The organism is Pseudoalteromonas sp. C8, from assembly GCF_011378685.1.
Lineage (GTDB): Bacteria > Pseudomonadota > Gammaproteobacteria > Enterobacterales > Alteromonadaceae > Pseudoalteromonas > Pseudoalteromonas arctica.
Genome location: NZ_WTKT01000024.1, coordinates 20,382 through 40,361, shown reverse-complemented (window position 1 = coordinate 40,361; position 19,980 = coordinate 20,382). Strand labels below are relative to the sequence as shown.

Below are 19,980 nucleotides of genomic sequence, written 5' to 3'. Positions count from 1 at the left end.
AAACACAAACTACCATAACCTTTGAATCGATATTATTTAATAACGCTTTAATACCTGTTCGATAGACGTTGGCGCATTCTTACCTTGAGCTGGCGATTTTGTTAATTCATATAAACGGGTCAAATCGTCAAGAGTTTGCCATAAAAGTAATAGCTGCCTGAATGAAATGAGCCCAGTAACTTCAAACTTTTTTATCGTAGAAGCAGGTACCGTACTTTTTTAGCTAACGCTTCGCGTGACATTTTTGCTTTTTTGCGACCTTCTTTTAGATGTTCTGCAAAAGCTAGCTGCACATCACCTTCGCTTAATAGTAGGTAATTAATAATGTAACCCCCAAGAAAAAAGAGACACAGCTGTATCTAAAATGGATTTAAAATAAGATTAATGGATACTATGGTGTCTATTTTTTTGCGAGTAAAGCGTTTGAGAGGTGTTAATGCCAAGCAAAGTTGATACTGGCTAATCTCATTTAGGTTCCCTATACAATAGAGTGTAAATCAAATTAGAAGCGTAAAAAATTAAAACGCATTTTAGTGTTTTTTACTCCTCACCATAAATTGCCTTTTAGGGAACTTTAAGCTGCATTCTAGGCCTTAAAGTGACTTATTGGTCACTTTAACTACCGTCGGTTATATCAAAAAAGTTAAGTATTGTTTTTACTTAATCTACTTTCTTAGCGTGTTTAACAAGCCTAATTAGAATGATTGTCAACACAGCAGCCGGTAATAACCATATAAAATCACTCATTTCTAACCCTCAATATTGAAACAATACTCTAACCTTAATGCTTTTAATGTGTTTTGCAAATCTGTTCATTTTTACAGCTTCTTCTAGTAAATTACCATCACTCAGGCCTAGTTAGTTTTAGGACAAATAATCATGAAACATCAAAAATCATCGTTCATACGCCAATATGTACGTGCTAGTAAATCACCGTTGGAAGATGCTTCAACCATTTTGTTTTTTGCTGATGTAGTTGATAAGCAAACACTAGAGCTTGGACACACCCATTATATTTATTTGCATCGTGATAGCGTAGTGAAAACACTGGGTATTAGTATCTCTAATCCACTTTTAGAAGCTAACCCTGAGTTTACAGCACGTTATCAAGATGGGCTTGAGATGGTTGTTTTTTTACTAATCCATATTGAGCAAATGGATGTATGTAAGGTTGATTTTATAGAAACTAAATCACTAGTTTATTTTTTTATAATGAGTGCTTGAATTCACCTTTAGCTTTATTAAACCTTGGAAGGGGCTGTTTACTTTTTTAATATACTTGTCATCTATTATGGATAATGGATTTTTATATTCATTAAATTGTACTTTTATATTATTAACTTCTTTTAAAGTTAATAATTCATGCTTAACTGCCAAATATGCAATCTCTTTGGAATTGAGCCAGAGGGTTTTGTTACTTTTACTCGGTTTACAAAAATAATTTGTTAGTTCTGAAAATCTGCAATAATCAAACACTGTAGCTTTTGTTTTTATCCCGTAGACATGTGACATATCAACACAGATAGATAGGCCACTTAATTGCTGAAACTTATTATGGGCTATATTTAAAGCTTTATTTAACTGCGCCCAACCTGATGCTTTACTCCCCAGGTTTTCTCTAAAATTCTCTTTTAATTTCAATTCACAAAAAATAAGTTCATCTTTCGAAGGTTGAGCTATAAAGTCTATTTCTCGATAGCTAACCTTAGCCTTGGTATTCGAATACTTTAATATTCTATCAGTGGCTTCATTTGTCAGTGTGGCCAGAAGCCTCTGAACAACAGACTCCCATTTCAGCAATGTTTTATTGTAAGTAGCGGCAAAGGGATCAACCGCTTTATATTCACGAACATTGTCAGAAAGCTTTTTGTATCTTTTGTTATTGTAAATATATGAAGGGGAACGAGGGCTGATTAATTCGACTTCAAAGTATTCATTATTCATTTTAATTGCTCGTATTGTTGAACTTACAATTAGTAAAACGGTACGATTTCTTCATAGTTAACAAAATAAAAAATACTTTTATGATTTGCATATACACTTAGATAGCGAACTTTTCTAGTCAATTTTATTAGTTTGAACCGCAGCAATTGCTGCAAGGCATAAACCCAATTTGTTCAAGAAGAGTTTTATCGAACTGCATTTCAGGATTAAAGCGAACAAGAAAATATTGCTTCAGCAAACCTTTCAGGTCAGTTTTATATTTATGCCAAATATTTAATGGATGATCTGCTATCTTTGCTTCCTTAACTATATGTGTGCCATATCCTTTGTTCTTAATAATGTTCAGAGTGTCATGATCTTTTTCCATAAATACTTGTGCTGAATTGATGAGATTATCAATTTCTTTTTTTAATTCATGTAGATCAAAATTTCTCAAAGTAGTTAATCCGCTATTACTTGCTTTTACCGATTTAGGGGGATTTCTCAGAACAAACCGTGCATCTAAGCGTTTTAAAAATAAGGGTTCATTGTCTTCTAATAATGCATAATTTGCTTTTACAAAGCGGCGAAATTTTTCAACCTCAGCGTCGTCTCTAGATTGAATTTCTGGCGGAATCTCAAGGTTTATATATTGTGAGTGCAGTCTTTCACATTCAGATGTTGAATGAAATGCAGGTGTCCCGCCTTCCCAAACATACTTTTTAGTATCGACAGGCTTCCATTTTTTATAGGCTTGGAAAATATGTTCCGGATTAGAGATTGTTTCTTTATAAGCATATAAAAGATTTAGTTCTGGTGTTGATAATAAAAAAGTAAGAGAAGAATCGTATAAGTTTTCAAAATCTTCAATACTCCCTTTAATTGATGAAAACGTTGCAATTTTTAAAGAGTTCGATTTTGTAACGTATACATCTAAAGATGCTTTGGCTTGCTTAAGTGATGGCTCAATAGGATTTTTGTTCAACATTTTTGTATTCCAGGTGTTGGCTATATAAATGTTAAACGGATCGTTTTCTTATAAATTAACAAATATTAATTTTTTCTGCGACTTTTTAGCTGAATCTATTCAATAAACTTATTTCGAACTCAAAAGGTTAAATTTCACCATTTTGGGTTAACCACTGTGTAGCTCTTTTATCACCCTTGCTATGAGAAATTTTAAATAGTTCGACTGCTTTAGTATAATTGACTTCAACGCCATGCCCTTGAAGGTACATATAAGCTAATGGAAATGCTGAATGAAAGTTGTCATCTTCAAGAGCTTTATTATTAAAAAAGAAAGCTTTTTCGAAATCAGATGGAATTCCTAATCCATTTTCATAGATAAGACCCAACATACCAGCAGCACCAGACCTTATTAACTTATCTTCAGACTGAAATGCTTTCATCAGCCATAAAACCGCTTTATTGGTATCTTTAGCTACTCCTGTTCCACCCAAGTAAGCTTCTCCTACTCGATAATATGATTCTTCATTACCTAACTCTGCTGCCAGCATATTCCAATAAAAAGCTTCTGAAAGGCTCTTGGCTGTACCTTCACCCTTTCTATACAAACTAGCCAAAGCATTACACGAAAGAGCATGGCCTGCATTTGCTGCGATTAAATACCACTCAAATGCAGTGTAACTATCTATATCGGTGCCCCAACCGTAATTATTCATACGACCCAATTCATATTGGGCTGATGTATGACCTGTATTTGCAGCCATAGTGAGCCACTTATGTGCCTCAACATCATTAATCGATATTTTTGTACCCGTTAGATACTCATAACCTAAAACATATTGAGACTCTAAGACTCCTGCATATGCGGCTTTTTGTAACCAATGGACTCCCTTTTCCCTAGTATTTTCACTCCATATATATAAAAGCCCAAGTTGATGCATTGCTTCGGTTGAACCATTATTGGCGGCTTTTTCATACCAAACCTTTGCAAGTTCATAATTTTTTTTAGTGAAACTATAATAGTTACCTAGCTGAGATTGAGATCGCCTGTCTCCTTCTTTTGCTTTTTCCTGTAGGAATTGAACATTAAAAGCTGCAGGCTTAGGAGTCATAGATAAACTAAAACTGGAATAATATTCTTCATCTTTAAATATATTAATAGAGCTGGTTATTTCTAGGTAACCCTCTTTAACTACTCTTAACTCATGTTTACCTGGAGGTATATGCTTATGAAACGGGGTTAACCCAACAAACTTATTATCAACAAAAACTTTAGCACTTTTGGGTGATGTGGTAATTTTGGCATTTTTATATTCAGTAGTGTACGTGTCTTGACTTGTAGAAGGCGAGATAACATCAATAATATTACCATTTACATTCGAGTAATTTATTGACGAAATATAGTCTCCTTTAGTGGAGTATTTGGTTGTTTTTTTATAGTAATCCATTCCTTTTCGAAGAATAGGCTGACCCATTTTATTAAGGTAATATTCTTGGGTATGTCTTCCTAAATCATCATAATCATTTTTAAATATTGCGAGCCCATCTATTTCTGTTCGATTCCCTAACTCATCCCAAAATGATTGTTCTATAACATTACCTTGATCATCGTACTTATACGTATTTTTTACAGCATCCCCTTCTATTCTTATGGGTTTTCCATCGATACCAAAATAAGATTCGGAAAGGGTATTTCCTCTCATATCAGTTTCAAAAACGACCTTGGCAAAACCATCACTATTTAACGTTAAACGGTTATCTTCTCCAAGCATAGTAAGCTGTTCCTTAAAGCCCCATTGGTTATACGCTATAACAGATTTAGCAACATTATAAATATCTAACGTTGGTTTTTCATTATCATCTAGGCAAGCTTCCGTTAATATTTCAGAGTTTTCATTATAAGTTCGCTTAACTAAAGTACATCCTAATTGGTTAGGCGTAGGCTTTAAGTCCTCCCCATAGTGAAAAGCCTCTAAAATACGACCTTGGGCATCATAACTGATGACTAGCTTTGAATAGCCTTCTTTATTATTAACGGGTCGAAGCATAGAATTTAAAAATGAAATTTCACTTAACCTACCATTAAGGTCATATTCCATTTCTCTTATAGCTATATTAAATGGTGACTCTTTCAGGTTACCTTTAATATCAAACAAATAAGTTTTAGTAATATTCCCTCTTTGATCGATATCATTAGATATTTTTGCTATACCATTATCGCTAACTGGTACTCCTAATTTATCGTGATAGCTCTTTTCTTTTTGATTACCCCACTCATCAAAACTGAAGCGAATAATACCGCCATGTTCATTTTTATCTGATACTTCTTTATGTAAGATATTGCCAAAATGGTCATATTCATATTTAACTTTAGCAATGTTGCTATCACCAGAAGTAAGACTGCCATGATTATCGATATAATATTCTAGTTTTATTTGACCATTCTGATCGTGTTCATATTTCACCCCATAATATTGATTTATAACAGGCTTTTTAGTGCCATAGGCATTTTGAAATTCCTTCTTTATTAGGTAGCCATCTATTGAATATGTAAGTAAATGCTGAGATACATCAGAGTTGGTGAAATTTAATGAATTATTTTTTTGCTTAAAATACGGGAGAAATTTAAGGTTTTTCGTTTTCTGTTTAAAGTTCTTTTTTCCAAATTTAGAATTTAAATCGGCAATAGCCCTTTCTGTGCCATCAAATTGAAAGTTGGTTGTTCTAATTACTTTCTTTGTTTGATCTTTAGCAACAATTGATTGAATCATGCCATCAGTTGAAAACTTATACTCCCAAAGTGCTGTATTATTCTTCAACTCGTCAATAGTCAAGGTGTTAAAGCTATTCACATGAGCTAAGCGCTTTAGTACACCGCCTTGATAATCCATGCGGTAACTAAAAGTTCTATGCTTTACTTGCTCACTTGTTAATTCATTAATACCAAAAGGTACACTCCACTTTTCACCGACAGCAGAATAATAGTGAGTTTTAATCCGGTTTATATCCCATTGATATAAGCCGATTGAAAGAACGGGTAATACAATAAAAATAAAGAAAAATGTATAGTTTTTTTGATTTTTAGCTTTTAAAGATAAGGTTATATAGTCATCTAGCTTACGATCAAAAATAATTAATAACTTCTGATATTCTTTACCTTCTTTGAGTAACTGGTTATCTTTAATTAAGTAGTTTTTATGATTTTTTGGCGCTTTTTGCCAACGAGCATACGAACCATCAACACTATAACGCCACAAAAGGTATTCTTTTGAGTTTTCAATCCATTCCTTTAACTCTTTCCAGTGACTGAATAGGCTGTCATGTGCCAGTTTAACTACAGGTTTATGTTCTTTATTACTAATGTTGGTAACTAAGTTACTATTAACAAATGTATCAACTAATTTATAAAGCTCTTGATCTATTTTTTCGATTTCAGATAAAACAACTTGTCTTGCAAAAGGCAAACCTTCAGGGTTAATACCGACAAAAAAATCAAAGAATTTTGATATCAAAGTATCAGAGGGATTATTATCTTCTATTACCTTTGAAGCTCTATATGCAATTGCCCCTGAAAGCCCACCTAACTCTTCGTAATGTTTATATAAAAGTAGGCTTGATGTTGGCTCTTCTTCTAATGCTTTAATATAAAGTTGCTCTAACAAAAAACTTACCATTGGTAATGCAAACGGCACTTGAATGGCTTCTTCTATAATAAGTAGATCTAAGCTCTGATTATCATTATCACTCTGCTCAAAATGAATACCAGAAAACAGTGCTTGATCGTGCACTATTGATTGCCACTCTTTTGCAGTTAGTTGTGAGGCAACATTTGAAATAATAGGAGAACGAAGAGCTTGGCTATCTAATAAACGTCCTAAATATTCATTTCTTACAGCCAATACTATATTTAAAGGAGTTAATGATTTCGCTAATAAATCGATAATGCTCAGTTCATTAGCAATTACACTGATAGCTTGATCACTTTGACTAAATACTTCTTCATATTGATCTAAGTAGAGTAAGCAATGAATAGACTGGTTAGTTAAAAACTTCTGAAAGAAACTAATTCCATCATTTTTTGATGTATTAAAAATTTCAATTATTTCATTAACATTTTGGCAAGGGATATCCCAGGCTTGAATAAGTTGTTCAAATATAAAGCTTAATATCCCTTGAGAAAGATTTAAGGAGCTAGGTGTACATGATGCCCAAAATAAAGATCCATATTCTTTTTCTAGCTTTGGAATTAATCCTGCTCTGATTAGTGAAGACTTTCCTGTACCACTGGCTCCTGAAACGATCAATAGGCCGCTATTATGTTCAATATCATTATAAATACGCTCTACGTCTTTATCGCGACCAAAAAAACGTACACTGTCTTCATAATCAAAACTGCTTAACCCTTTAAAAGGAACCCAGCGGCCTAAAGGATCTCCATCATAATGTTTACCTAACAGCTCACCTAAAGTTTCCTGTAACCTATTTGAAGCTATTAATTGCCCATTTAATTCTAATAGGCGCTCTTTAAGTGATGCTGGAATTTCTTCATCATTACTTGCTGGATAACAGAAATAAAACTTAGGGATATTATCTTTATTTTCTTCAACATAATTACAGACAGACTCAATTTTTTCAGTTATCTGAGCAATTGAATTGATTTGACCAGAAGTTAATACTTCACCTGTTGCAAATATGGGATGTTTAAAGTGACTATTTTTATTGAGTTTTAATCGCCACCATGCATCAAAACAAGCTAGAGCAAAACCTAAACCACTACTTGAACTACCCTGAGTAAAGTTGAATGCTTTGTTGTTACATGCAAATAAATTTACGTTAGCTCTAAAGCGAGAATGTTGCTCTAATTTATTTAACGAAATATATGCTGCTATTGCAGATGATTGAAGGTAGCCCTGCTGTTCAATGAAAGATTCATCGGTTAATGTCTGCTTGAGCTTTAAGCTCAAAACAGCTTTAACGTTCGAATCTCCAATTCGACTTTCTTGAGGACGTACCCCTATTTTTAATATGGTAGTGGTGCTAGTTAGTATATGAATCATTGATATATCCCTATATTTTATTGCTATTATTCAATAATTACTTCAATACTGATCTTCCCTTTAACAAAGTTACCATCAACCTTATTTAAGTGTCCGCTACCTTCAGCTTCAAGTCCTGATTCATCGACATATAAAGCTGCCGTTAATAGGTTAGTTCCATCGTTAGAGATACAAATATTTAAAGTCTTACCAAGATAAGAAGATAATGACTGTTTCATTTTTGAATTATCTGCTTGATTCGATATTAGGTATAAATCGACCTCATCTTCTGATCCTATTACTTTTCTGATATCTAAAACAAAACCAGCGCCACCGAAACTTAATGGTTGAGAAAACCAATCTGCTAAGGATTGCCCAGAAGCTGCAAGTAACTCTGTTTCTGCAAAGGTATTCGTTGATGGTTTTCTCTTAGGTTTAAAAGAAACAACATTTTCGCTGTTTGTAACTTCTTCATCATTGATTTTATTAAGGCAAGCATTAATCTCTTGTTGGAGGGATATAGGGATCCCGTTTCTCAGCTCAGCGTTAACATCATCCATAATTTTATTAAGCTCGTCTTCTTCATGTAAGGCTACAATTTGCTTAGTGATATCTTCTTGTTTCATGAATGAGCCTTTGAGTTTTCCATCTGTTCACGTAAAAATTGAATTTGTTCATTAGGGTTATTAACAATAACCCCATGTGGTTGAGTACACAGTGATACTTTTTCAACAAATCTCTTTAATTCTTGTGTAGGGTTGCTTGAGCCATAACCAAGATGTTCAGCTAAAGCCTTTAATGACATGTCATAATCGCTAAACTGCCAAAAAGCGGCTTCAAAAAATGTTTTTCTATTTTGATCATTAACTTTATCTAATAATGATAAGTAACAGTTTTTAATCCACTGATATGCCTCTTTTACAAAAAGTTGCTGTTCAGGTGTATCAGTCTCAACAAGTGTTAACTCATTTTCATCAACATCATCGATATGATCATTTTTGATGTTTTCATACTTATTCTCTGAGTTTAATCTTTCGGCTTTCGTTAGACGTCTATTAATGCCTAAAGATGCAAGCAGATCCATGTAACATGAATGAACAGTTTGCTTTATATAGGCAGTCGCCATTTTTTGTTCATCCTCAGTGTCGAGGCTATTTTTTTCTAAAAAACCTTGCTTAAACAGTTTGATAAATGTTTCTTGAACAATATCCTCAATTAAGTTTTTATGCCCCAAATCTCTAACTTTCCAATTTGTTATCTTTTTAATTAATAACATATATTTTGCCAACTCTTTGTTATCAACTTTCATACTTTAGCCTGAGGTTTATTACATATTTTTAATTAGTAATAATAATACCAAACAAACTTAAGTATTTTAGTTTTAAAGCGTTATTTCTTTCAGTTTTTAGAAGCTTAGTGCCATACAACTTGGCCACGTTGCCAGATAACATCACCATTTTTTTTAAATGCTATGGCTTTGTACCCTACAGAGTTTCTGTTGTTGTTTAACCAAACAACCTGATCTAGCTCAGGGTTTGGGCATGCTTGCGCCATTCTCTCAACCCAACTACCTAAATCACCTTTTCGATTTAGTGGTTTAGCAATCCAGCCTTTAGTATCTGATGTGTTTTGTTGATAATTCATTACATATCCTCAATTAAATAGTTACTTATAAAGTGTTTAAAGATTTACTTACTCGCAGATAGAAACCAACTGACACAGGGAGAGTTAACAATTTTTTTTAAAAAAATAAATTACTTTTCTAATTTACTGCTTTATATGGTTTAGAGAGTATTTTTAACCGCCATAAACTCGTTTAGATAGAGTTGTTTAAATTAAAGTGTGAATCTGCATACAGACTATAAGTGCTAAAACTAGTTAACAAAGGACAATTAAGCTTTCATAAATTCCCTGCTGAGTACCTAGTTAGTTGTAGGACAAATAACTAGGAAAAATCATGAAAGATCAAAAATCGCCGTTTATTCGCCAATATGTACGCGCTAGCAGATCACCGTGGGATGACAGCTCTACAATTTTGCTACTAGCTGATGTTGTTGATAAGCAAACACTAGAGCTGGGCTTCACAAATTACATTTATTTACACCGAGATAGCGTGGGGAGTGTTTTGGGTATTAGTATTTCTCAACAGTTATTAGCTGCTAATCCTGAGTTCTCAGAGCGGTATTTGGAGGGTATTGAAATGTATGCCTTTTTACTCATACATATTGAAGACATAACAAAATTTTGCAGCTTGTTTAGTGCGGAATTTGAGCAACTATTTATGCTAAAACCCAACGTATATTTTGCAGCTGCAGAACATAGTTGGTTACGGTTAATTGAAAGCTCATAAACTCTGGCGAGCCTTTGGGCTCGCTTTTTTACTTTTGAAGATTCTAATTTAAATGTGTTTTAAATAAATAATTTAAATACACTAAAAAGTCACTATTTCTCCCTGGGAGTGCCTATTTATAAATAACCTCATAATAAGGGGAGTAAGTAATTATTAACGGACAATAATTATTAAGTTAATTTAAAATAAGGAAATTATATGACTTGCAGATATACCTCTACTCTAGACATTCTAACACTGTTAGAAGATGTAAAAACGGTTGTTCGGGATAACGATCATAAAATAAACAAACTCATGCTAAGCGCAGATAACCCTAACTTTAAAGGGTTTTGGGCTATTGTAGAGCCTCAAATTTTTAATAAAAAACATCTTAATTATCGTGGCGTAAAATTGTTGATGTATAAATTAATGATTTGTTTAATAAACGATGTACACCAACCCGTACCAGCATATCCTGATTACGATGACGAGTTTTATGAAGAGCCAGAGCAAGCATTTAGTGATGCGCCAGAAGAGCGCTTTGATTCAGTTTTTGATAGCAAGTTTGAGGATGAGTTGGAAGAAGACTATAAAAATGATATTGAAAATGAATTTGTTGACGAGTTTGAACAAGATCGTATTGATTGTAATATCCAAGATTCAATAAACAGTCTTCTAAATAAATAATAAAGGACAAATATAAGTTATTTTAATAATAAAATAACAGCCTAATCATTACCCCTAAAATATGCCATGAGTCATTATTTGCAGGCTCACTGCTTAAGCTGAGACCTGGTTTAAGCAGCTCAATCTCATTAATAGAGATTACACCTCTAGGGGAAGGCGTGATGCAAATATAGCGCCTTGTTATTATTTCACAAAAGCGTGTATTTAATAATAATGTTGGCAAGGCTTTAAATAGGCCAAAAGCAAAGGGGGAGTGGATTAATATCTATTCCCCCTTTGCTTATCTATCGCTTATTGATAAAACATTTCATTAATTTCCTCACATAATTTAGTGCGGAAAATAATAGACGAGTGAAGTAATTCAGCATCGCTTTCACTGAGAAGTGGTGCTCGTGTCTTCTTGTCAAAACGTTGCGGCATTTCCTCAAATAACTGTTCGTGGAGTCGCTTAATGTCATCAAAAATTTTGACTGATTGGGAGAATAAAAAAATCTTACTGTAATCGCCCTTTTTTAAAGACGACAAATATTTTAGTAAAATGGCCTGTCGTGCAGTTTTGTTTTTAAAAGAGTGTTCCACCTCAATAGCGACTATTGAGCCATCAGGAAGTAGCACAGCGCCATCCACGGTTCGTGTAGCGGATAGGCCGTTAATTCGTTGAAATTCAGGCTCGGTAATAAATCCCTTCCACATTGGGGCGTACGTTTCATCACTATGATAATTATGTATACCGCGCAACATTACAAATGCGTTTATAAGGTTGTGTACTACATTATTTTGGTTGAACTGCAGAGCAGGGTTTTTATTGCTCCTAAAATACACGTCGATGCCCATTAACTCCTCGGCAAATTTGGCAGCTGTATATGTAGGAACATAGACGCGACCATCTGGACTGCGGTGTGTTTTTACCATCCGCAAAAAACCATCTTTTTCTAGCCGGTTTAGATGCTCTAAAGCTAACCGATGATTGATGGCATATAGCCAACGCACAATGCCTGGTGTAACAATGGAAAACCGAATTGCAATTAAAACGGTTAATCGTGTTCGGTTAACCCCTTTTTGATGATTGTTTACGCCTGGATAATACCGCATATCAATATCAAAATAGCGAGGGTAGTGAGTATGAAGAGTGTTGTTCGTTTCCAAATTTATTGATGGTTGTTGTGTCATTTTCTAAAATCTTTCTGGCTAGTTAATTAGTAAAATTAACTAGCACCATAGTACACAAATTACCGTTATTTGATGACTTAAACCTCGTTTTTCATTCCGAGAAGCTTTAACAGCATGCACGTAATGATTGTTGCGATAATAATCGCAACAAAGAGCAGCTTTCAGCTGATGGTCTCTCAACTTCGTTGTTCAACCATAGAGCCTAAAACGCACGCCAGCTCTGGTGTTTCTCCGCAACGAGCTGACTCGACGCGCTATCGCGCTAGCGTTTTAGACCCCGCGCGAATGTACCGTGCTCCGCCCTGTACTAACCGCCATACTGCCGCTACAGACAATGCAATGGGTGCCCCATAATTTGCATTTTTCATCTGCTGTAATTTTCTACGAAAATAGATGGTTCGATATCAATTTTTGCAAAATTTTTATCGAATTTCGCTGATGCGAAACACTATCGCGGTTAGTACAGACCAGCTGTACATTCGCGCGACTCCATACATTTTCGGCTTCGCCTCCAACGTATTACGCGAGCTATTGGTCTCATTCTGAGACGCTTTTTTTGCAGTTTGTCGTGCCGAAAAATGCGTTTTAAGAGCGTCTATCAGACAAAAAACGTCTTCAAATTAAACTTATTAATAAACTTTTTAGATAAAGAGGAGAGGGTTTTTACTAAAAAAATTAAGTGAAAATAGAAGAAAAGTGAATGCCTTATTCAAACTGTTTGTTGCTGAGCTGCGCAGTCAAACAGTTTTTTTTATCACGAAATCATTAAATTTGATAGCATAAATTAATAATTAAGAAGGTTTAAAAAATGAAAAACGACGCTAATGATATTGCTATTAATCCAGCCAGCGGTCTTCCTATCACAAATGCGAGCGCTAATATGGTTGATGTTGGTGGCAATGTGGTGGGCCAACCTGATAGGGTCATGACTGTTTATGAGATTGAAGAGTCGATAGCGGATTTAAACGATGATGGCTGCTTTGATGCATTTGACACGTTCGATGATGGCTTTTAATGCCCAAAATATTGAAAGCTATTAGTGGGTATCGAATAGAAGTTGTCTATTCGATTATCGCATTTAGTGGCTCAGCTGTACTTTCTTTCCTGTACCAATCAACTCAAAATTTTGGCTGGTTTATTACGCTGACCATATTCTGTACCAGGATGGCTATTGGCATAATCAAATATGAGCAATATCGCCAAAGTAATAAGCGTAGTATGAAAATCATGCTCAAATATTTGTTATTTAAATTTGTATAAACCTGTTTATTTGTCCTAAACGCAAAGCGTCCTGATTTTATTAGGGCGCTTTTTTTGTGTAATTATTTTTATAATGCAGCGATCTATATCATGTTATCTTTAAGTTTGTTGCAGTGAATATAGGCTTAAATTAGGCTCTTGCTATGAATCTTTATAATGATATTTTTGAAACGGTATTAGCGTTAAATGAGCCTAATAATAGCGAAGCTGATAGTGATTATAACCTCAACTTAAAAGAGGTTAATTCGGCTCACTACCTGAGTATTTCAACTAATGAAAAGCAAGTTTTTTTAGAAAAACTTGGCACTTTTGATTGAGTAAAATTGGACAATAAAATCGCACTTTTAAAACATGATACGCAAAATGCTCACTTAATTGCACTAACAAACACTAAAATAACTAAAAATTCAGGCTTAAGAGTTACAAGTTGTATTATGTCGCGCTTTGATTCGGTATATACCCCAAAGGGTATTGCTGATCATGTAATGTTCAAATATATACTCGCGAGCACTGAGGTGCTAATTACAGGTTTTCATAAAGGAGATCGTGATGGGCGTTTTTGGAACTCAAGAATTAGCACCGCATTCGAATCGGGGCACTTTGTGTACTTTTTAGATTATGAAAAAAATGAAATTTTGCATGCTACTAGCCCAGAACATTTCAATGCTCATACTCACTCAATGGAAATTAAATACTCAGGCTTCAAAAAACATAAGGTGATAATAGCTAATTCGTTAATTGAAAATATTTAAAATTATATTAGCTAAAATCTTTCCGTGTAAAAAAAACTAGTATTGCCAATCTTCATAAGCTAAAGGCAAGCTGTTTAGTAAGTCTCGGCGCTCGCGCCAGTTATGCATATGCTTATCCATTAATGCTTTAAAACGTTCATTGTGGTGTCGTTCAAGTAGGTGGATTAGCTCATGCACTAAAATATATTCTAAACATTCAGGTGGCTTTTTAGCAAGTTCAAGGTTGAGCCAAACCCGCTTTGCTTGAATATTACAGCTGCCCCATTTGGTTTTCATTTTTTTGATATTAAGTGAGTCTGCTTTTACGCCAAGCTTTTTTTGCCATGAAGGCAGTAACTTTTCAATTGATCGTTGCATTTCATCACGATAAAAACGGTTTAATAACTTGAGGCAATTATCGGGTGATGTATTCTCATTCACTTTTAACTCTAACTGACCGCTACCTTTCGAGGTAACGGTAAATTTACCCTCAGGCTTTTTTATTGCTAGCCGGTATTTTTTTCCCCAAAGATAATGACACTCACCATTGACCATTTCACGGATTGACTGTCGTTCTTGCTTTGCAAAGTCAACTTGTTGTTTTTTAATCCAAGCAAGTTTGTTAACAATAGCAAGCCGAATGGATTGCTCACTTGTTTTATTAGGTACCGATAATCTAACTTTGCCATTGGGCGGTAAAACGCTTAAATGGATGTTCTTAATGTCTCGTCGGTTAATTTCAATATCAATACCGCCAACTTGTATTACCTCAGTATTAGCCTTATTCACTAATGATATTCCTTTTGGGCTTTTACAAGCTCCATAACTTCATTGATATCGACTTCATAACTTGCTGTCTCTTGCCTAATTGCATTAACAATCTCACGCTCTTTAAACCTATCGCCAAGCCACTCAGCTTTTTTTGTGTAGCGCACTGCGGTATCAATTTTACTTGTAAGTACTTCATCATTGCCAAAATTATCGTAAATAGCCTGTTTGGCAGGGCTATCTACTGAAGCAGGATAGTTATGGGCATTATTGCCTGTAGGGTTCACAACTTTTTTAGCTAAAGCTTTAATTTGTTCTAGGTAGTCTTGGTAGCTTATAGCTTGCTCTCTGCGCTGCGCAATAATAGCGTCAAGTAATGTAGCCATGCTTTCAAAGTACTTAGGGTTTACAGGATTTTCATCAACAATGGTTTTTCTAACGTTATTTTCAATCGCTTCCGCCATCGATTCTTCATTATTTCTAATGCCTTCAGGTAATGAATCAAGTCCTGCGCCGTTATTATTTACCACTAAATCTATTAAGCCAAGTTCCTCAAAATCCATGAGTATTTCGCTGTCATCAGCACGAATATACATATCGAGTAAATGTCGCATTGCAGGCTCAAAGCGTTTCATTTCGAGTAAGTCGCCACTGGCTAGTTTTACTTCGTCACGAACTTTCTCAAAATAAGCGACTTCTTTTTTTATTTTTTCAGCTTCAGTCAGTGAATAACCAGCTTGATCCATCTCATTTGCAACATTGGTGTACGCACGTATAAGTTTGGCAACGGTTTGATAAAGGGTTAAACGTAGTGCTTCTTTTTCATTGTGTTCGTTTTCATCTGTTGGTTCAACTCCTGATTCACCACAAAAGTAATGAATAAAGTCTTTAGTATTTCTTGGTGCTTTTACTGGTTCACATAAAGCTCTAACAGCTTCTAATGCATTGTCTAAATCAGATTTAGATTCTTTGAGGCGATCTTTTAATAAACCAGCAACATCGTCTTCATCGTAACCATCAAAAGCTTCAGCGGTAAAATCTTTAATCGCTTTATCTAATGAGCGAAATAAATCTTTATAATCGATAATATAACCATAGTCTTTATCTTCACCGTCAAGCCTATTTACACGGCAAATTGCTTGAAACAGATTATGATCAGCCATTTTTTTATCAATGTATAAGTAGGTAGCAGAAGGAGCATCAAAACCGGTTAATAGCTTATCTACTACAATAAGTAACCGCATTTGACCAGGTTCTTCAATAAAGCGTTTTTTAACTGTTTTTTCAAACTCTTCTACGCGTTTTGCTGCTTCTTCTTCCGGTTGCTCAAAATAGTCAGCCAACATTTTGCGATAGGTTGCATATTTAAATAACTTTTCTGTTTTACCTTCACCCGTTTCTTCGCCTTTAATTGTACTTGCTGCTGGTTTATAGCTAGTCACAATTGCACATTTGTTAGCTAAGTCTGATTTACTAAATAAGTCATAAACAACACAGGCCTGATGAACGCTTGCGCAAACTAACATAGCATTACCTCTGCCAGACATGAGTGCAGGTTTGATCTCCATATCCATTAAAATGTCACTAACAATTTGCTCTAAGCGAGATTTACTCGAGAGCACTTTTTGCATCGTGCCCCATTTTTGTTTGAGCTGCATTTTTGCAAGGTTTGAAAGCCCTTTTGTTTTTGCAGCAAACCACTGGTCTACTTTTTTATCAGAGGTTAAATGCTGATCTATATCTCTAGCTTCATACCTTAAGTCAAGTACTACACCATCATTTACAGCTTCATCAAACTTATAGGTGTGAATGTATGGGCCAAATACCTCTAAAGACTTTTTCTTGTCCTTTTTCATTAATGGTGTACCAGTAAATCCAACAAACATAGCCTCAGGTAAAAGCGCTTTCATTGCTTCGTGTAACTTACCCGACTGCGTTCTATGACACTCATCCACAAACACAAATAAGTTGCCTTTAGCAGCAAAGTCATTGGGTAAGTTTTTAGTCAGTGCTTCTAGGTAATCTTTTGTCGCTTCTTCATCGTCTTTATCGCTGGGAGCTTCACCATTGCGGCCAAATTTGTGCACTAGTGAGCAAAATAGCCAAGGGTTAGGTTGGTTTAAGGTGGCAACTAAATCTTGGCCACTTTGGGTACGATATATCTCTTCATCAACACCAGAAAACACCTTCTCAATTTGTTCATCTAGTTCGGTTCTATCCGTCACGATTAATACTCGTGAGTCCGTTATGTTTTCGCGTATCCATTTAGCGAGCCACACCATAGTGAGGCTTTTACCTGAGCCTTGAGTGTGCCAAATAATACCATCTTGCTTTGCTGTTACATGTTTTTTAGCGGCTTGAATACCAAAAAACTGATTATGGCGACAGGTTTTTTTAACGCCTGCATCAAACACAATAAAGTCATGTATGAGCTGCAAAAACCGATGCTTATCGCATAATTGAGCAAGATGAGTATCTAGTAAGGTGTCTGCTGTTACCCCCGCAGCTGGTAAGCCTTGTGTGCTATTTGGCTCTTTCCATTCTAAGTAATATTTTTCAGAGGTTTCAATTGTACCGTAGCGTATGCCTTGCGTATCGTTACCTGCCATAACCAGTTGCATGGTGCTAAAAAAATTACGAATAAAATCTTTTTTCTGGTTATCTAAGTTTTGACGAATACCTTCACTTACTGATACCGAGGAGCGCTTTAATTCAATTACGCCTAGCGCAATGCCGTTTACATAAATTACTATATCAGGGCGCTTTCTTTTAGGTGAGAGCTGGTCGCCTTTTACTGTTACCTCTTCAGCAATCGCAAAATGATTAGCTTCTGGGTTCTCCCAATCGATCAGCCAAACTGTTTGATTTTGCTGTCCCGTGCCTTCTTTTTCTTTTACGCCATAACGCAGTAGCCGGTATACATCTTTATTAGCATCAAAGAGCTTTTTACCTTCGCCTAGAGCTGCGGCAGTGTCTAATTTTCGCAGTGCACGCTTAATAAGCGCTTCAGGTGTTCCACGGGCTTTAAGCCACTTAGTAAGTAATGCTGTTTCAATGTTGCTGTTGCCTTCGCGGTATTCCCAATCACCTAAATAGTCGTAATTAAGCTGCTCTTTGAAAAATGTTACTGCTCGGTTTTGGGTTTTTCGTTCTAATTGACCTACATTACTCATACTACATCCTTATAAAATCTTTCAATCAAGCAAATTATTGGCTTTAAATACATTGTTTTCAAAGCGTTAAATTTATAGCACTAGTATTGTATTGAACTGTTCGACAAACCAGTCAAGCAACGGTCAAGCAAATATATCTAACTTGGCATTTAGCCCCAGTGCTTTTCAATAAACATGGTTAAGCTACTTTGCCTATCTTTAATGGCTGCTATATCCCATGTATTAGTTTCTGGCGAAATAAACTTTTTTAGCTCACCTTGGCTCAAATAGGTTGAGCTCTCTGAAAGCCTCTGCCATTTTTTATTAAAAGCATGATCTTTTTTCGATGAGTTAGATGAAATACTATCAAGAACTAAATTCCCAAGCCTATGCAAAGCTATATCTTTAAATTCAGCTTCATCATCAACATCCCAGCTAACTAAATGTTTTGATAATTCATTATTCTGTGCCGCGATATGCTCAAGGCTCAGTTTTTCTGCGTTGTTTTTAGGTATAACAATATCTCGCCATGACAGTTTCGACCATTGGTTTTGATTGTTACCGCCAGAGCGAAGATAGTTCTCATAACGCCATAAAATATATAACGCTGATTGTTTACTATTATTATAGAAATTAGGGCTTTGTATATTGGTTTTCATACGCTTTGGTATATCCCACCAACTACTCATATTGGAGAGTTCTTCAAATAGCCATTCATAGCCCCAATTATGGTCACTGCTGTCGAATTTTTTTGCTATCCAAAGTAAGTGAGAATTGCCAGCATTTGAGCGCAAGTTAGCTAGTCCATAAGCTTTAAGGCTAAACTTCTCCATTAAAAGACACGCATTTTTAAATTGCACTTTACCGTTTGAATCATCCTCGTGATAGGTCTTTATCAGCAGAGGCCAAAAAGGTGCAAGGCGATTTAAAATAACTAAGTGAGTAAATTCAGCAAGCTCATCCATGCTTTTATATATACTTAACACATTTTTATAGGTTTGTTTTAGGTTCGAGATAAAGCTATTAATCCAACTAACAATAGCCTCAGATCCTTTGTGTTCCAAAGCATTAATTTGTTTTTTAATTAACTTTTTGGGTTGTAAATATTCGTTATCAGTCCAAGGTATAAAAGCTGCACAGTAATAAGAGAGTATACTGTCTTCCTCAGGTGTTCGTGGGTATGTGGAAAGCTCTTCAATATCACGGAAAATAGACTCAAAGTTACTATGAATCGACTCTAGTTTATTTTCAGAGGCGCTTTTTGAATTTAAATGTACGTTGTGCATCAAAAAACTCTTAACTGCCTCTAGGTTAGTTAGTTTTTTCCCTCGGTCATTTTGAAACTCAAAAATTTGGGTCGCAGTAGATAAATCGTCGATTACATAAGCTAAAACTTGTGCCTCGCGAAGTTGATTTATCATTGCTGACCATTCATGAGGCTTTACATGTTTGCAAAAATAATCGCGAGCAAAAATGAGTTTTTGTGAAGATTGGCTGTCTGGTGTTTCATCAAAATTATCAATACCTAAAATAGCAGATCTAAAGCAGTTATTATCTTTAGTTATTGTTTTGAACTTTTGTTCGAACTCTGGATGACAAATATAGTTAGACTTAATAAAATCAGAGTCTTCAATTTCTGCGTACTCTTTCAGCGCAGTCGCAATAAAAATTAAAGTTGTTGTTAAGCGTTGTTGTCCATCTACTATATCGACGGTTTGGTATGAATATTGGCTATATTTATTGTGTAATAACAGCGTACCAATAAAGTATGGCTTCTTAACATCAACGGCCTGAGTTTTTATTTGATGACGTAAATCCTCAACAAACAGTTCTAATTGAGTTTCTTCCCATGCATATGAACGTTGATAATTAGGAATAGAAAACTGATATTTTGCAAATAGTTCATCAATAGTTGTTAGTATCTCATCACTCATTAATAGTTAACCTTATCATCCCTG

General features: G+C 35.1%; 16 protein-coding genes and 1 pseudogene. 6 read left to right on the top strand and 11 right to left on the bottom strand.

Annotation, left to right across the window (positions count from 1 at the left end; translation table 11 throughout):
• Window positions 1-36: 36 nt before the first annotated feature.
• A pseudogene (locus tag GQR39_RS20345) lies at window positions 37-323 on the bottom strand (helix-turn-helix transcriptional regulator).
• A gap of 556 nt (window positions 324-879) precedes the next feature.
• Between GQR39_RS20345 and GQR39_RS18250 the strand changes: the two are divergent.
• The gene (locus tag GQR39_RS18250; RefSeq protein WP_240918224.1) at window positions 880-1,224 is read left to right on the top strand and encodes a hypothetical protein; all 345 of its coding nucleotides are present in this window, start codon (window positions 880-882) and stop codon (window positions 1,222-1,224) included.
• On the opposite strand, the gene GQR39_RS18245 is transcribed toward GQR39_RS18250, so the two are convergent.
• The 6 genes from GQR39_RS18245 to GQR39_RS18220 form a co-directional block, all read right to left on the bottom strand.
• A complete protein-coding gene (locus GQR39_RS18245) occupies window positions 1,195-1,944 on the bottom strand; it encodes a hypothetical protein (protein ID WP_165736292.1) in 750 nt (249 codons plus the stop codon). The genes GQR39_RS18250 and GQR39_RS18245 overlap by 30 nt on opposite strands.
• Window positions 1,945-2,071: 127 nt before the next feature.
• Window positions 2,072-2,911, bottom strand: a complete 840-nt coding sequence (locus GQR39_RS18240; protein ID WP_165736291.1) for a hypothetical protein — start codon at window positions 2,909-2,911, stop codon at window positions 2,072-2,074.
• 127 nt (window positions 2,912-3,038) lie between these two features.
• A complete protein-coding gene (locus tag GQR39_RS18235; RefSeq protein WP_165736290.1) occupies window positions 3,039-7,946 on the bottom strand; it encodes a PEGA domain-containing protein in 4,908 nt (1,635 codons plus the stop codon).
• A gap of 26 nt (window positions 7,947-7,972) precedes the next feature.
• The gene (locus GQR39_RS18230) at window positions 7,973-8,551 is read right to left on the bottom strand and encodes a hypothetical protein (protein ID WP_165736289.1); all 579 of its coding nucleotides are present in this window, start codon (window positions 8,549-8,551) and stop codon (window positions 7,973-7,975) included.
• The gene (locus GQR39_RS18225; RefSeq protein ID WP_165736288.1) at window positions 8,548-9,234 is read right to left on the bottom strand and encodes a sigma-70 family RNA polymerase sigma factor; all 687 of its coding nucleotides are present in this window, start codon (window positions 9,232-9,234) and stop codon (window positions 8,548-8,550) included. The genes GQR39_RS18230 and GQR39_RS18225 overlap by 4 nt, the downstream gene beginning before the upstream one ends.
• 104 nt (window positions 9,235-9,338) lie before the next feature.
• On the bottom strand, window positions 9,339-9,569 hold the full coding sequence (locus GQR39_RS18220; protein WP_165736287.1) for a hypothetical protein: 231 nt from the start codon (window positions 9,567-9,569) through the stop codon (window positions 9,339-9,341).
• Between the two features lie 313 nt (window positions 9,570-9,882).
• Here GQR39_RS18220 and GQR39_RS18215 point away from each other — a divergent pair, with 313 nt between their 5' ends.
• Window positions 9,883-10,275, top strand: a complete 393-nt coding sequence (locus tag GQR39_RS18215) for a hypothetical protein (protein WP_165736286.1) — start codon at window positions 9,883-9,885, stop codon at window positions 10,273-10,275.
• 198 nt (window positions 10,276-10,473) lie between these two features.
• A complete protein-coding gene (locus GQR39_RS18210) occupies window positions 10,474-10,941 on the top strand; it encodes a hypothetical protein (protein WP_240918223.1) in 468 nt (155 codons plus the stop codon).
• Between the two features lie 291 nt (window positions 10,942-11,232).
• Here the strand turns inward: GQR39_RS18210 and GQR39_RS18205 are convergent, their stop codons facing one another.
• Window positions 11,233-12,111, bottom strand: coding sequence for a hypothetical protein (locus GQR39_RS18205; RefSeq protein WP_165736285.1), 879 nt, complete (start codon window positions 12,109-12,111; stop codon window positions 11,233-11,235).
• 808 nt (window positions 12,112-12,919) lie between these two features.
• Here GQR39_RS18205 and GQR39_RS18200 point away from each other — a divergent pair.
• The 3 genes from GQR39_RS18200 (at window position 12,920) to GQR39_RS18190 (ending at window position 14,123) form a co-directional block, all read left to right on the top strand.
• The gene (locus GQR39_RS18200; RefSeq protein WP_165736284.1) at window positions 12,920-13,126 is read left to right on the top strand and encodes a hypothetical protein; all 207 of its coding nucleotides are present in this window, start codon (window positions 12,920-12,922) and stop codon (window positions 13,124-13,126) included.
• 388 nt (window positions 13,127-13,514) lie between these two features.
• On the top strand, window positions 13,515-13,688 hold the full coding sequence (locus GQR39_RS18195; RefSeq protein ID WP_165736283.1) for a hypothetical protein: 174 nt from the start codon (window positions 13,515-13,517) through the stop codon (window positions 13,686-13,688).
• Window positions 13,689-13,694: 6 nt separating this feature from the next.
• Window positions 13,695-14,123 (top strand): hypothetical protein, encoded by a 429-nt coding sequence (locus GQR39_RS18190; protein WP_165736282.1) that lies wholly within the window; start codon window positions 13,695-13,697, stop codon window positions 14,121-14,123.
• 36 nt (window positions 14,124-14,159) lie between these two features.
• On the opposite strand, the gene GQR39_RS18185 is transcribed toward GQR39_RS18190, so the two are convergent.
• The 3 genes from GQR39_RS18185 to GQR39_RS18175 form a co-directional block, all read right to left on the bottom strand.
• Window positions 14,160-14,891 (bottom strand): SprT family zinc-dependent metalloprotease, encoded by a 732-nt coding sequence (locus tag GQR39_RS18185; protein ID WP_165736281.1) that lies wholly within the window; start codon window positions 14,889-14,891, stop codon window positions 14,160-14,162.
• Window positions 14,891-18,043 carry an HsdR family type I site-specific deoxyribonuclease gene (locus GQR39_RS18180; RefSeq protein WP_165736280.1) on the bottom strand — a complete coding sequence of 1,051 codons (3,153 nt, stop codon included), beginning with the start codon at window positions 18,041-18,043 and terminating at the stop codon, window positions 14,891-14,893. The genes GQR39_RS18185 and GQR39_RS18180 overlap by 1 nt, the downstream gene beginning before the upstream one ends.
• Window positions 18,044-18,192: 149 nt before the next feature.
• Window positions 18,193-19,956 (bottom strand): DUF262 domain-containing protein, encoded by a 1,764-nt coding sequence (locus GQR39_RS18175; protein WP_165736279.1) that lies wholly within the window; start codon window positions 19,954-19,956, stop codon window positions 18,193-18,195.
• Window positions 19,957-19,980: the final 24 nt, after the last annotated feature.